Source organism: Pseudomonas sp. PDM05 (assembly GCF_014851685.1).
Taxonomy (GTDB): domain Bacteria; phylum Pseudomonadota; class Gammaproteobacteria; order Pseudomonadales; family Pseudomonadaceae; genus Aquipseudomonas.
Window position 1 is genome coordinate 37400 of the sequence record NZ_JACVAC010000017.1, and the last position, 14624, is coordinate 52023.

The window sequence follows — 14624 nt, forward strand, 5'->3', positions numbered from 1 at the left end:
GAATTCTTCAGGCCACGCGCCGTTTGAACAAGCCATAGGCCAGCGCCAGGGGTATGCCGACCCACGCCAGCAGGCATGCCCATAACACTGGCGCCGGCACATCGAGGTCGCTGCCCAGGGCCATGACCCCGACCGCTGCAGTCCCCGTGTCGAAGCCCGCGAGGTTGATCAGCCGATATACATCGGTGGGGTTGAACAGCAGCAACCACGGCAAGCCCTGAGGGTTGAATTGACCTTTGCTCAGCACCAGCAAGGCGAGCAAACCGAGGTCGAACACCAGCACAAAGAAGAACCACACGCCCAGCGCCAGGCCGGCGGCGGTGGATTTTTCTGCGCAGAGGCTGCTCAGCGCGTAGGCCAGGCCGAGAAAACCCCAGCCCAGCAATGTCGAGGTCAGCATGAAGCGGCCGAACGCCCAGAGCAGCAGGCCCAGTTCAACGTCATCCACCAACAGCGCAATGGCGAACATCGCGCAACCAAAGCCGATCACGGTGGCCAGGGCCAGGATCAGCCCATGCCCGACAAACTTGCCCAACAGGATCTGCCCGCGTCCCAGCGGGTAAGTGAGCAGCAGCAACAAGGTGCCGCTTTCGTCTTCGCCGACAATGGCGTCGTAGGCCAGCAACAACGCGATCAGCGGCATCAGGAAAGTCGCCAGGCTGGCCAGGCTGGCGATGGTCGCCGGGATCGACGTGAAGCCCAATTGCCCGGCGGCGGCCGCGCCAAGCCAGGCGATACCGATGGCCAATACTGCGAACAACAGGCTGATCGCCAACAACCAGCGGTTGCGCAGGCCGTCGCCAAACTCTTTGCGGGCCAGGTTCCAGACTGCGTTCATAAGGCGACCTCCCCGCTGTTGAGGTAGTGGCGATAGATGTCCTCCAGGGACGGCGGCAAAAGCTCCACGTCGCTGGGGCTGTCCAGCACCAGCAACTGGCGCAGCAGGTCCATCTTGTCGTTCGCGTGCGCCGCCACTTGCAGGCCGCCTGGGCCCCAGGTCTGGGTGACATGCCCGGCGGCGCTCCAGCGCTGTTGCAACATGTCCGGGCGTTGCAGACCACGGCTGCGGATCAGCGTCGGCAACCCGGCCTCGGCACGCAGTTGCGCGAGACTGCCCAGTGCGAGCAGACGGCCTTGGGTGAGGATCGCGGCGCGGTTGATATGCGCCTCCACGCCCGGCAACACGTGGGAACACAGGATGATGCTGGTACCGCCCTCGCGCAGGCGGTCGAGCAAACCGTACAGGTCCTGGGTGGCGACCGGATCAAGGCCGACGGTGGGTTCGTCGAGCAGCAACAGGCGGGGTTCACCCAGCAGCGCCTGGGCCAGCCCAAGGCGCTGGCGCATGCCTTTGGAATAGGTCTTGACCCGCCGCTCGGCCGCTGCGCCCAGACCGACGTCGTGCAGCAGGCGGTCGACCTGATGCAGCGGCGCGCCCTTGAGCCGCGCGAAATGACGCAAGGTTTCGAGGCCGCTCAACTGCGCATAGAAGGTCACGTTTTCCGGCAGATAGCCGAGCATGCGCCGCACCCGGGGATCGCTCGGCGCACGGCCGAAGACCCGCACCTGCCCCGCGCCGGGCTGCAATAAGCCCAGCACCAGTTTCATCGCCGTGGTCTTGCCCGCACCGTTATGCCCGAACAGGCCCAGCACTTCGCCGGGAGCCAGGCTCAGGTTCAAATCGTGCAGCACCGTCGTGCGCCCATAACGCTGGGTGACGCCTTCGATCTCGACGACGTTCATCATGCAGGTTCCTTGTGGTTGGGGGCTTGCATCAAGGGGTGGCTGTCCATCACCCCGGGCGACTTCATCACCGGAAACGCACGTTGCACCCAACGCAGCAGCTCGATGCCAGGACTGTTCATCAACAGGCGCACCTGGGGGTACAACCACAGCAGGCGGTCGACGTTGTCGTTGGGCTCGTAGACCACATCGCCGAGGCCATCGCCGTTGCGGTCCCAGCCCAGGTAGTCGCTCCAGAAATTGCCACGGCCGTCGGCCGACCACTCCTGCAAGCGTGTGGCCACGTATTTGACCTGGCGGCGGTTGCCGATAAAGGCGTTGCCGGCGATGCGGTTGTCTTCCGAGCCAGCCGTGAGGTGAATGCCCACGGCGCTGCGCTCGAAGCGGTTGTGTTCGATGCGGTTGAACAGCGAGTTGTAGATAAACAGCGCCTTGCCTTCGCCGCCGGTGATCATGCTGTCGCCGGTGGAACCGTCGCGCACGTCGCTGACGAGGTTGTCCTGTAAGGTGGAATAGGTGATGTAGTTCATCAGGATCCCGTAGTTCTGGTCCTGCTCGGAGCGGTTGCCGATCACCGTGAGCTTGCGGCTTTGCATCAGCGCATAGCCGGTGCGGGTGCGGCGGGTGGTATTGCCAAGTACCTGGTTGTCGTTGGCGAACATGTAGTGGATGCCATAACGCAGGTCTTCGAGGGTGTTGCCTTGCAGCAGGTTGCCGTTGGAGGTGTCGATGTAAATACCGTCGCGGGCCTCGCGCACCTGGTTGCCAATGACCCGAGCACCGTGCACCGCGTACAAGTGGATGCCGTTGCCTCGGTCCTGGGAACGCAGCAGCGGGTCGCCCTGGATGCGGTTGTCGATCAGGCTCACGTCGGCGGTGCCGTCGACCCAGATGCCAAAGCCTGGACCTTGCAGGTAGTTGCCGCGCAGTTGTGTGCGCTGGGCCTGGGGCTGGATGAAGACCGCGGCGTTCATCGCGGTGAGGTCGCGGCCCCAGTCGAGGAAAGTGCAGCCCTGCACGCTGACGTCTGGGGCGCTGATGATCAGGCCGTTGCCCTGTCCTTCGGCCTGGAAGATGGCGTCGGGGGCGCAGGTGAGTTGCATCGGCTGGTCGATGCTGAACGAGCCACGGTATTCGCCGGCGGGCAGGCGCCAGTGCTGTTCGCCGTCGGGTTGCAGCGGCAAATCGGTGAGTGGCCGCACAGCGGCGGCCGCCTGGGCCGAAAACAATCCCAGCGCCAGCAAGACGAGAAGTGATCGAGCCACGGCGATACCCCATGAATGAAAGACGACCCGGTGCAAGGCTTGTGTGGGAGCAAGCCCGCTCCCACACAAACCACGCGCCTGGATTGGCCCAGTGGTGGTGCTCTGCGTTCAGGCAGGCTCGACTTTCATGCGCCCCACCATCTCCATATGCAGTGCATGGCAGAACCAGCTGCAGTAGTACCAATGCAGCCCCGGCTTGTCGGCGATAAAGGTGATCGACGAAGTCTGCTGCGGGCTGATCTCCATGCTCACGCCGTGGTTGACCATCACAAAACCGTGGGTCACGTCCTCGATCATGTCGATATTGGTGATGGTCACCGTGACTTCATTGCCCTGCTTGACCGTGAACTCCGAGAGCCCATAGGCCGGGGCCATGGAGGTCATGTACACGCGCACCTTGTTGCCGTCGCGGATCACCTTGCTGTCGGTTTCCAGGTTGATGCCGTCCTTTTTGGCCAGTGCCACGGTCTCGGCGAAAAACGGGTCGTTGCGTTCCCAGATTTTTTTCGGGTTGATCTGGTCACGCCGCGCCATCACGCAGTCGTGGGGTTCGGCAAAGGCCGGGCCGTCGTGGACCAGTTTCATCTCCTCGCCGGAGATGTCGATCAACTGGTCGTTCTCCGGGTGCAGTGGGCCGGTGGGCAGGAAGCGGTCCTTGGAGAACTTGCTCAGCACCATCAGCCACTGGCCATCGGCGTCGCGGGTTTCGGTGAGCGAGGCGTGGTTGTGACCGGGCTGGTAGTGCACGTCGAGTTTCTGCTTGATGTAGTCGACCTTCTCGCCACCGTAGGCGCGGATCGCCTTGGCGATGTCCCACTTGACCACCTGGCTGTCGATAAACAACGTGGTGTAGGCGTTGCCGCGCCCGTCGTAGGTGGTGTGCAACGGGCCCAGGCCCAGTTCCGGCTCACCCACCACCACGCCGCGCGGGTCGCTGATCTTGCCGTTGAACAGGTCGTCGAGCTTGTCGATGGCGATGATGGTGCAGGTGGGCGACAGCTTGCCGTTGGCGATGAAGTACTTGCCGTCCGGCGAGGTGTTGCAGCCATGGGGGTTTTTCGGCACCGGGATATAGCGGGTGAATTCGCTGTCCTTACCGTCCAGCGATTTGCGCCCATCCACCACCGGCACCTTGGCGCCGTCGACGCTGATGAACTTGCCGGCCTTGATCGCCGCCTCGATGCGCGGGATGTTGAACACCACCACCCAGTCGCGCTCGTTGCGCATCATGCCGGCCAGGTCAGTGGCCTTTTCCGAGTTGTAGCAGGTAGCAGCGGCGTATTTGCCGGTGTAGTCCATGTCGGCGTTGTCGAGGTTGCCGTCGACGATGACCTGGAAGGCCATCTCCATTTTCTCGGCGTCGATGGCGTTGAACATGGTGAAGCTGTTGCGATCCTGCAGGTCGAAATTCTTGCCGTCATTGGGGTGCGGAATGATGAACTCGGCGTTGCAGAACACGTACTTGGTGTACGGCACCTTTTGCAGGCGCAGGCCGTGGATGGCCTGGGCGTTGGGCACGGTGAGGATCTTGTCGCACTTCATGATGTCCAGGCGGATGCGCGCGACCCGGGTGTTGGCCTTGTCGTTGATAAACAGGTATTTGCCGTCGTACTTGCCGTCGGTGGTGGACAGGTGCGGGTGATGGCAATCGCCGTTCGGGTACTTGGCGCCCTCCCCCAGGATGCGCTTGCTTTCGTTGGTCAGCCCCCAGCCGGTGGCTGCGTCGATATTGAACACCGGGATACGCATCAGCTCGCGCATCGACGGGATGCCGAGCACGCGCACTTCGCCCTGGTGGCCGCCGCTCCAGAAGCCGTAATAGTCGTCGAGCTGGCCCGGTTCCACATGGATTTTCGCCTTGGCGTCCTTGGCCGCCGCCGCAAAGGATTCACGGGTAAACACCGTGCCGCCAAGGGCCGAAGCCCCGGCCAAGACTGCGCCGGTCACCGCACCGCTGCCGAGGAAACCGCGCCGGGTCAGGCCGTCGTGCTTTTCGTCTGTGTCGTTCATGGGTTGCTCCTTCAAGCGTTGGGATTTATCTGCACCACGGGAATCTGCTGCGCCGCCTTGTTGCGTTTCTTGCGCTTGTTGATCAGCGGCGGGCACTTGTGGTCGTTGTGCCAGGTCATCTGGCAATCGAGGCAGTAGTGGCATTCGTTGGGGTTGATATGGCCGTCGGGATGGATCGCCTGGATCTCGCATTCCTTGGCGCACAGCTGGCACGGGTTGCCGCATTCGGCGCGACGCTTGAGCCAGTCGAACAGGCGGAACTTGCTCGGGATCGCCAGCGCCGCTCCCAGTGGGCAGACGTAGCGGCAGTAGACTTTGCGGGTGAACAGATTGATCACCAGCAGCGCCACGGCGTAGAGCACGAACCACCACTGGCGGTCGAAATGCAGGGTGATGGCGGTCTTGAACGGTTCGACTTCGGCGAAGCGCTCGGCGGTGGCCATGGACTCCAGGGAAATGCCGAACAGCACCAGCAGGATCAGGTACTTGATCGCCCACAACCGCTCATGCACGGCGAACGGCAATTCGAACTGGCGGATCTTGAGCAAACGCGCGGCTTCATTGAGCAATTCCTGCAACGCGCCGAACGGGCACAGCCAGCCGCAGAACACGCCACGTCCCCACAGCAGAATGCTTGCAGCGGTGAACACCCAGAGCATGAAGATCAGCGGGTCGGTGAGGAACAGCTCCCAGCGAAACCCTTCGAACAGCGCATGCACAAAGGTCAGCACATTCACTACCGACAACTGCCCCAACGCATACCAACCGATAAAAACCACGGTAAACACCAGGTAGCCCCGGCGCAGCCAATGCAACAGGCGTGGGCGGCGGGCCAGGCTGTCTTGCAGGAACAGAATCGCCGTGAGCAGCACCAGCGCGGCGCCGAGTACCAGCACCTGGGTTTGCTTCTGATACCAGATGCTCAGCCACAGCGGGCGGTTGGCTTCGTCGATCGCCGCCTGTTCCTCGGCGCTGGGCGCCGGGCGTTCCAGGTACTGTTCGGGCATCTGGTAAGGCAATTCGAAACTGCTGAAGGTGCCGCTGACCGGGCCGGTCTGGCGGCGTACCAAGAGTTCCAGGGTCCACGGCGAACCGGGGTCGAAGGCCGCTTGCGGGCGCACGATAAACACCGACATCTCGTCAAACGCCGGCATGCCATCGGCGTAGGCGTCATCGATGCGCTGGTGGTCGAGGTCGCGAAAGCTGATGACATTGCCGAATTGGCGCAACTGCACCCGGTCGAAAATCCCGCCGCGCACATAGCCCGAGCCCTTGAACGAAAACAGCCCGCGCCCGAGCACGGCAATCGCCTGCTCACCGGGCTTGAGGCGCTGCATCAGGTCTGTGTAGTGCGCCTCGCCCAGCAGGTTGCGGCCGATGCTCGGCGGGTTGATGTCGGCCACGTAGAGATCGATGAAGGTGTCGTCGGCGGCACCGCTGGCTTCGGCAGCGGTGTCCTTGAAGGCCGCATCGACCTGGCCACGGGTCAGGTGCAGGCGGCGGATCGCACCGTTGCCGGTCAACTGCGCCCAGCTCGCCGGGGTGAACTCATCAGTGCGGATCAGCGCGGCTTTCTGCTTGGCGGCGGCCTTGCCGTCGATCAGCTTGAGGGCCACCGCGACTTCATGGGCAGCGCGCATCACCACCTCATTGACCACCATGGCCGTCACCGTCGCACCGGCAATCGCGTCCACGGTGACCGCCTTGGGGTCACTGGAGCGGCCAACCACCACCCGTTGGCGCACGTCCACACCCGCATAGTGGCCGGTGAACTCATGCAGCTTGGCCTCGGGGATGCCGATCAGCAGGATCGGTTCGTGGTGCTCCAACACATAGGCATCGCGGATGATCCCGGCGGTGTCGAGGATCACCTGGGTGTTGATCGGTTTGCCCGAGTAGGCCGGGATATTCAGCACATCCAGGGTCTGGAACACATAGCCGACGGGCTGGCCGCCCTGGCTGATGGTACGCACCTTGAACGGACCTTCGGCGGCCGAGACTGCGTCGTGTTGGGGGAAGGTGTGATCGATGCGTTGCTGCGCGGGCTCGGCTTGGGCGTTGGGCAAAAACATCAGCAACACCGCCATGATCAGCCAGTGAAGCGTCAGGTGCGTGGAACGGATCATGGGGTCCCTTACGGCGGCGTGCTGAAGATGGGACCGATGGTAGAGGCGAGGATGGCCAGTGGCCCTTGACCAGAATCAAGCCGGTTTTTTCCGAGGTGTGGCGTATCACCGCAACCCGAAACCAATGGAAGAAACCGAAACTCCCTGTGTCGAGCTTTAGCGAGGCTGCGAAGGCGGTGGCACTGTTGATGGAGATGTTGGCTGATCCACCGCTTTCGCGAGCAAGCCCGCTCCCACAGGGGATTGGTGTTGATGGATAGTGAGTGTTCGGCTGAAGATCGCCCAGGCACTGCTAGTCCCCTGTGGGAGCTGTCGAGCCCTAGCGAGGCTGCGAAGGCGGCGGCACTGCTGGTGGAGATGTTGGCTGAACCACCGCTTTCGCGGGCAAGCCCGCTCCCACATTTGAGCTGTGTTGCTGGGTTGTCAGTGTTTGGCTGGAGATCGCCCAGGCACTGCCAATCCCCTGTGGGAGCTGTCGAGCCCTAGCGAGGCTGCGAAGGCGGTGGCACTGCTGGTGGAGGTGTTGGCTGAACCGCCGCTTTCGCGGGCAAGCCCGCTCCCACAGGTGATTGGTGTTGATGGGCAATAGGCGCTCGACTGGAGATCCCCGAGGGAGCAAGCTCCCTCGCCACAGGTCCGGTGTTCCAAGCAACGTTATGTAGGAACCCAAGACACGTCAGGCTGCCAGGCCGCGTCCCGCACGTTCCAAATTGCGCCATAGCCACGGCGGCAACACATCCGGGTCCAGGCTATCGATCAGGTTCTTCAACCCCAACCCCAACTCCGTATCCCCCTCAATCACCAACCGCCGGCGAAAAAACAGCGTATCCGGATCTTCCTGCCGACTGGCCAACAACAAAAACTCACGCCAGTTGCCGCTGATGGTCACCTGGGCCTGGGCCTTGTCAGCAATGCGCAACCCATCCCGCGCCAGGGTCAAGTACCAGCACAACCCCAGGTCGGGGATGCGCAGGCACATCCAGCGCCCGCGCAGCAGGTCGAAGCCCCCGTCGCGCAAGGGCTCGGCCAGGCAGCGGTTGAGGCCTTGCTGCAACGCCAGGCGCTGGACCCGGAACGGCACACGGCGCAGCAGTGGCAACAGACGGTCGGCGCCCTTGAGCAGCCATTGTTTGCGATTCAACACAGCCCCACCTCCTCGACCCGCAACATGCCGGCCTGGCCATGCCAGTAGCCGTTGCAACCGTCGACAAACAACGGCGGCGTGGCGCCCTGGCGCACCTGGTCGTAGGCACGCACCACATCGGCCATGCCTTCGGCCCTGGGGCTCAGACGCAGCAGGTCGGCACCGCAGGCGACCAGCCCCGGGTAGTCGGCGAGCAGGTTGGTGACGTCGGCGGACATCGTCTGAATGCCGTTCAAGGTAAACAACGCCTGGCCTTCCTGGCTGGTCAAGGCCATGCCGTCCGGGTAGTTGATGCAGCAGAACTGGCAGTCGTCCTTGGGCCGGTTTTCCGCACGGGCAGTGAAGCAGCGCGCCGAGTAGGCCAGGGGCAGATGACCGTAGGCGAAGATCTCGACCTGGGGCAACGGCCGCCCCAGTTCACGTACTTGCTCCAGCACATCGGCGATCAAACCGCGGGAGCATTCCACCGGCGGCACCCAGCGTTGCATGCCGGCATCGAGCAATTGCACCAGGGCGTGGCCGTTGTAGAGGTTGAGCGCCGGGCCGCCGACGAAGGGCAGCTTGCGCTCCATCAGCAACTGCACCGCGCCCATGTCGTTGGCTTCCACCAGCAACTGACCGTTGTCGCACAGGCGACGCAGGCTGGACAGTTCCGAGGCGGCTTCAATCAAGGTGAGGCTCGACAATACGATCTGCGCCGAACTGCACGCCTGCAATTCACGCCCCAGGCCCAGCCATTGATCGAGGTTCAGGGCGCGCCGTTTGGAGCACACGGTCTCGCCCAGGTAAATCACGTCCAGAGGCAAGTCGGCCATGTCCGCATAGAAGCGCCCGAGGTGCTCCTTGTCCCAATAAAACAGCACCGGTCCGAGGCTGAGTTTCATCTGTGGTTCCTCACTGCCATGCACGATGGTAAGCACCCAGGGTGGTCTGGCTGCCTTCGGAAAGCCCGGCCAACACCTGCCGCCATTGGTCCTTGACCACAAAGTGGGCCGGGCTGGCGCGGTGGGCGTCGAGGGCGGCGCGCCAGACGCGGGTGACTTGCTCGACATACGCCGGGCTGCGTTGGCGGCCTTCGATCTTCACTGCTTCCACGCCGATGGCCGTGAGCTCTGGCAGCAGGTCGAGGGTGTCGAGGCTGGTGGGTTCTTCCAGCGCATGGAAACGCTTGCCGTCCACCAGGAAACGGCCTTTGCACAGGGTCGGATAGCCGGCTGGTTCGTCCGGGGTGTAGCGGTCGATCAGCACCTCGCTGAGGCGCGCGCTGAGGCCGTCGGCGTCATCGCTCCAGCGCACGGCCTTGGCCGGTGAGCACACACCGCACAGGTTGGGCGATTCGCCGGTGATGTAGGACGACAAGTGGCAGCGCCCTTCAGCCATGATGCACAGGCTGCCAAAGCCGAACACTTCGATGGGCACCGTGGCGCTGGCCGCCACCTGTTTGACCTGGGCCAGGGACAGTACACGCGGCAGCACCGCACGGCGGATACCGTAGCGTTCGACGTAGAACTTCAGCGCCGCCGCATGGGTGGCCGAGCCCTGCACCGACAAGTGCAAGGCCAGGTGCGGATGACGCTGGGCGGCGTAGCCGAGCACACCGGGGTCGGCGGCGATCAGCGCGTCGATGCCGTGATCGGCGGCGCGGTCCACCGCCCGTTGCCAGCGCGGCCAGATCTTGGGTTGCGGGTAGGTGTTGACCGCCACGTAGAGCTTGCGCTGGTGCTGGCGGATATGGGCGACGGCGGCGTCGAACTGTTTGTCGTCCATGTTCAGCCCGGCGAAATGCCGGGCATTGGTGTCATCGCGAAACCCCACGTACACCGCATCGGCGCCTTGGCGCACAGCGGCTTTCAGCGCAGGCAAGTTGCCTGCCGGGCAGACCAGTTGCATGGTGGCTCCTTATTGAAAATCGGCAAAGGACAGGAACGGCACCGCCGCGCCCTTGGGCACTTGCTGTCCGCGTTCGACAATCACCAGGCCGTCGGCCCAACACGCGGGCGCGAGCATCGCCGAGCTTTGCTGCGGGTGCAGGATGGCGCGCAATTGCCCATCGATGCCGGGGCTCAAGCGCGCACGCAGGTATTGGCGGCGCTTGTTCGGCTTGGCCCAGTCAAACCCGGCCACCACGTTGATCGGCACCGGCAACACCCGCTCGGCACCCTGGGCGCGCAGCAGGAACGGGCGCACCACCACCAACGCGGTGATCAGCGCGGCGGTCGGGTTGCCCGGCAGGCCGATCCACGGTTTGCCCGCGACCTGGCCGAACGCCAAGGGCTTGCCGGGCTGGATCGCCAGGCGCCAGAACTCGACCTTGCCGAGCGCCTGGATCGCCTGCTTGAGGTGGTCCTCCTCGCCCACCGACACACCGCCGGTGGTCAGCAGCAGGTCGCATTCGGAAGACGCCAGCACCAGCGCATCGCGGCTGGCCGCCAGGGCGTCGGCCATCACACCGTAGTCGTGCACGTCCACGCCCCAACCGCGCAGCAACGCCGCGAGGAGGTGGCGGTTGCTGTTGTAGATCTGCCCGGGTGCGAGCGACTCACCCGGCTCGCGCAATTCATCACCGCTGCTGAGCAGGCACACCCGCAGCGGCCGATAGACCTTGACCCGCGGGATGCCCGCCGCCGCCAGCAGGCCGATCTCCTGGGCACGCAGGCGCTTGCCGGCGCTCAACACCCGTTGCCCGCGTTGCAGCTCTTCGCCGCGCTTGCGCACGTGTTCGCCCAAGCGCACGGGTGGGCACCAGATGCGCTGGCCATACACCCGGCAACGTTCCTGCGGCACCACGCTGTCGGCGCCCACCGGCAACGGCGCACCCGTAAAGATGCGCACCGCCTGCCCGGCCTGCAACGGCACGTCGCTGCTGTGCCCGGCGGCGATGCGCCCGGCCACTTCGAGGTAACCACCCTGCTCCGGCACGTCAAACGCGCGCAGGGCGTAGCCGTCCATGGCGCTGTTGTCCCAGCTTGGCAGGTCGAGGGGTGAAAACACTTCGTCGGCGACGACCCGCCCAAGGGCCTGGGCCAAGGCAATCACTTCAGTGGAAGGCGGCGGCGGCGCCTGTGCCAACAACTGTTCGATGGCCTCCTCTACCGGCAGCAGGTCGCCGCTGTCACACACGTTCATGAGCGTGCCTCACAGGCCGCGAGCGCCTGGTCGAGTTGTGGCTTGAGGTGCGGCGCGAAATTGCACGGGCCGGTGCGGCTGTCCAGTTGACCGACAAGAATCTGGTCCCAGGCGGTGCGGCACGCGCCCGGCGAACCGGGCATGCAGCACACCAGCACACCGTTGCTGAAACCGGCCAGGGCACGCGATTGCAGGGTCGACATGCCGATTTCGGCAAGGGACACCTGGCGAAACAGCTCGCCAAAACCGTCGACCTGTTTGTCCAGCAACGGCAGCACGGCCTGGGGCGTGTTATCTCGAGCGGTGAAGCCGGTGCCGCCGGTCATCAGCACCACTTGCACCTGGGGGTCCGCGATCCACTGCGAGACGCGCGCGCGGATCTGGTAGATGTCATCCATCACGATGCCGCGGTCGATCAGCATGTGGCCAGCGGTTTGCAGGCGGTCCACCAGGGTGTCGCCGGAGGTGTCGGTGTCGTAGGTGCGGGTGTCGCTGATGGTGAGCACCGCGATATTCAGGGAAACAAAACTGCGTTGGTTCAGATGGGCCATGATCCAGGCTCCAGGCGTTGAAAAGATGGTTGCAGCCTGCGCCGCAATGGGCGCAGGGCCTATTCCTCGGAGGAGGTATGCCGTTAGGGGGCCAGGCGCGTGCGTTGCCAGTGGCCGTCGTGCAGGCGGAAGTCGAGGCGGTCATGCAAACGATCCGCACGCCCCTGCCAGAACTCGATGCGCTGCGGTTGCAGGCAATAGCCGCCCCATTGCTCCGGCCGTGGCGGTTGGCGCCCGGCGAAACGCTCGGTGACTTCACGCAGGCGGCCTTCCAGCTCGCTGCGATGGGCCAATGGCTGGCTCTGCGGCGAGGCCCAGGAGCCCAGTTGGTTGGCGGCCGGGCGGGCGTCGAAATAGTCGTCGGACAGTTCGGTGTCGGCCTTCATCACCGGGCCTTCGATGCGCACCTGGCGCTCCAGGCCGGGCCAGAAAAACGTCATGGCGGCGTGGGGGTTGCTCGCCAGTTCCTGGCCCTTGGCGCTCTGGTAATGACCGAAAAAGAAAAACCCTTCGGCGCTGAAGCCCTTGAGCAACAAGATGCGGCAATGGGCGTGGCCGCTGCTGTCGACCGTGGCCAGGGCCATGCTGTTGGCCTCGGCGGGCGGCACTTCCGTCTTGCGCGCCTGGGCCAGCCACTGGCCGAACAGCTCCAGCGGGTCGTCCTGCTCGCAGTCATCACGCAGGCCATAAAGGGTGTAGTTGCGGCGCAATTGCGCAAGGGACAGGGGCATGACGCGGTCCTCCGGAAAGTTCGCCACAGTGTGGGAACTGACGCCGAATGATCCCTTGACCGCGATCAACAATTGGCCGTGGCATGACGCCGCATGGCAACTGTGTACAACATCACATTCCTGCACCCTGGCCTTGAACACTCTGTAGTGAGCGGGCTTGCCCCGCGCCGGGTGGCGAAGCCCCCCAACAAGGACGCCGCGGTGTTTCAGACAAACCGAGGTGCCTGGGTTTGGGGCGGCTGCGCCACCCAGCGCGGGGCAAGCCCGCTCACTACAAAGGCGGTTGATGCAGGGGTTACCACAGGGATTTGGCCAGGATCACGATCAGCACCATGTGCCCCAGGATGCTGCGCCGGATCCACAGTGCGCGCTTGGCACTCAGGCGCTTATGGGTCAGCCAGTACGCGAGCAGCAGGTAGTGCCCGATGATGCTCAGCGCCAGGCTGACTTTCAGGCTGAACAACAGCGTAAAACGAGCGGTCCATGGCACGTTCCAGTAGTGCCACGCCAGGCCCAGGCCAGCGCCGTACAGCACCACCACGACCCCGTGCAGCACCCGCCGCGATCGCCGGGCGATCGCCTGGTCCGAGGTGAATTGCGCCGACCAGGCCAACTCTTCCCGGGCGCTGTGCCAGATCACCAGTTCAAAAAACAGCGTGCCGATAAACGCGATGGCCGCCAGCAGATGTACGATCAGCAACAGTGAATACATGGCAGCCTCCTACCCTGGATGCCCGTCGACCCGCGCCTGCCAGAGCATCGGGCCATAACGCCACAAGTACAGCCCCAACCCGACGCACCAGCACGCCCCCGCCAGCCACAGCGCCGCCACCGGCCACACCAGCACCAGCAGCACCCGGCACACACACGCCAGGTTCAGCAGCGCAAACGCCAGGCTCATCCCACCTGGCGGTTGCAGCGAGCGGCCAGTGTGGCCGAGGCTGACCCGCGCGATCATCGCCAGGATCAAGCCCCCCATGGCCCCCACTGTCAGCGCATGCACCGCCAGGCTGGGGTTCAACGGCGCGCCGAAATGCCACAGCGCCATGCCCAGGCAGGCCAGCGCCAGCCAGGCGTACGCCAGGTGCAGCGACCACAAAAGTGGCACCTGCCACAAGCCGCGCGCGTGCCAACGCACCAGGCGCAGCAGATGGCCCACGCCAAGTGCGGCAAACAGCACGCCCAGCCAAAGGCGCGGCGACAGGGCCAGCCCGCTGGCATAGAACAGCGCCACCAGGATCGAGCCGCCCAGCAGCAGATGATCCAGCCACGGCCACGGCTTGACCGCCTCGACCCGGCCCAGGCCGCGCTGGGTGAAAAACGGGATCACGCGGCCGCCGATCAAGCCCATCATCGCCGCCACCAGCCATAGCCCGGTGAGCACCGCCTGGCGTTGCAGGCCGAGGTCATACAGCGACAACCCATCCGCCACGGCCAGCAGCACCAGCACCAGCACAATCGGGTAGTTGCGCCGCTGGCGTACCTGCCACAGCGTCCAGCCCATCACCCCGGCCACCGCCAGCGGAAAGCTCAGTTCCAGCAGCGCCAGCAGCGGCCATGGAATATCCAGCAACCAGCCCAGGCGCGCCGCCAGCCACAAACCCGCCAGCGCCGCCAGGGGCGCACCGCTGAGGCCCGGGCGGCCGGTCCAGGTCTGCACCGCCGTCAGCAGGAACCCGGCGATGATCGCCACGCCAAAGCCAAACAGCAGTTCATGCCGATGCCAGACAAGCCAGCCGCCGGCCGGTTGCCAGTTGCCGGTCATGCCCCCCAGGGCCAGCAGCCACAGGGGAACCGCCAACGCCGCCAACAGGCACGCGCCGAGGAAGAACGGCCGGAAGGCCAGGCGAAACAACGGGGTAATCGACAGTGCCTTGCGCCGATCCAGAACTTGCATGCTGCGGCTCCTCAACTCATTTTCTGTGCCG

13 protein-coding genes are annotated in these 14624 nt (G+C 64.5%); all 13 read right to left on the reverse strand.

What is annotated here, in order from left to right:
• Positions 1-7: 7 nt before the first annotated feature.
• The 13 genes from IB241_RS24425 to IB241_RS24485 all read right to left on the reverse strand — a co-directional run bounded on the left by IB241_RS24425 (position 8) and on the right by IB241_RS24485 (position 14593).
• Positions 8-838, reverse strand: coding sequence for an ABC transporter permease (locus IB241_RS24425; RefSeq protein WP_192300742.1), 831 nt, complete (start codon positions 836-838; stop codon positions 8-10).
• Positions 835-1743, reverse strand: a complete 909-nt coding sequence (locus tag IB241_RS24430) for an ABC transporter ATP-binding protein (protein WP_192300802.1) — start codon at positions 1741-1743, stop codon at positions 835-837. The genes IB241_RS24425 and IB241_RS24430 overlap by 4 nt, the downstream gene beginning before the upstream one ends.
• Complete coding sequence (locus IB241_RS24435) at positions 1743-3008, reverse strand: nitrous oxide reductase family maturation protein NosD (RefSeq protein ID WP_226457829.1); 1266 nt, start codon at positions 3006-3008, stop codon at positions 1743-1745. Before IB241_RS24435 ends, IB241_RS24430 begins: the two co-directional genes overlap by 1 nt.
• 108 nt (positions 3009-3116) lie before the next feature.
• The gene (nosZ, locus tag IB241_RS24440) at positions 3117-5018 is read right to left on the reverse strand and encodes a TAT-dependent nitrous-oxide reductase (RefSeq protein ID WP_192300743.1); all 1902 of its coding nucleotides are present in this window, start codon (positions 5016-5018) and stop codon (positions 3117-3119) included.
• Between the two features lie 11 nt (positions 5019-5029).
• On the reverse strand, positions 5030-7105 hold the full coding sequence (gene nosR, locus IB241_RS24445; protein WP_225595706.1) for a transcriptional regulator NosR: 2076 nt from the start codon (positions 7103-7105) through the stop codon (positions 5030-5032).
• Between the two features lie 715 nt (positions 7106-7820).
• Positions 7821-8288: a ubiquinone anaerobic biosynthesis accessory factor UbiT gene (gene ubiT / locus IB241_RS24450; RefSeq protein ID WP_192300745.1), complete on the reverse strand. Its 468-nt coding sequence runs from the start codon at positions 8286-8288 to the stop codon at positions 7821-7823.
• Complete coding sequence (locus IB241_RS24455; protein WP_192300746.1) at positions 8282-9172, reverse strand: U32 family peptidase; 891 nt, start codon at positions 9170-9172, stop codon at positions 8282-8284. The genes ubiT and IB241_RS24455 overlap by 7 nt, the downstream gene beginning before the upstream one ends.
• Positions 9173-9182: 10 nt before the next feature.
• Positions 9183-10178 (reverse strand): ubiquinone anaerobic biosynthesis protein UbiU, encoded by a 996-nt coding sequence (gene ubiU, locus IB241_RS24460; RefSeq protein WP_192300747.1) that lies wholly within the window; start codon positions 10176-10178, stop codon positions 9183-9185.
• A gap of 9 nt (positions 10179-10187) precedes the next feature.
• The gene (gene glp / locus IB241_RS24465) at positions 10188-11414 is read right to left on the reverse strand and encodes a gephyrin-like molybdotransferase Glp (protein ID WP_192300748.1); all 1227 of its coding nucleotides are present in this window, start codon (positions 11412-11414) and stop codon (positions 10188-10190) included.
• Positions 11411-11965 (reverse strand): molybdenum cofactor biosynthesis protein B, encoded by a 555-nt coding sequence (gene moaB, locus IB241_RS24470; protein WP_192300749.1) that lies wholly within the window; start codon positions 11963-11965, stop codon positions 11411-11413. The genes glp and moaB overlap by 4 nt, the downstream gene beginning before the upstream one ends.
• Positions 11966-12048: 83 nt before the next feature.
• Complete coding sequence (gene pdxH / locus IB241_RS24475; protein ID WP_192300750.1) at positions 12049-12696, reverse strand: pyridoxamine 5'-phosphate oxidase; 648 nt, start codon at positions 12694-12696, stop codon at positions 12049-12051.
• Positions 12697-12991: 295 nt separating this feature from the next.
• Complete coding sequence (locus IB241_RS24480; RefSeq protein ID WP_192300751.1) at positions 12992-13408, reverse strand: hypothetical protein; 417 nt, start codon at positions 13406-13408, stop codon at positions 12992-12994.
• Between the two features lie 9 nt (positions 13409-13417).
• Positions 13418-14593, reverse strand: coding sequence for an NnrS family protein (locus IB241_RS24485; protein ID WP_192300752.1), 1176 nt, complete (start codon positions 14591-14593; stop codon positions 13418-13420).
• Positions 14594-14624: the final 31 nt, after the last annotated feature.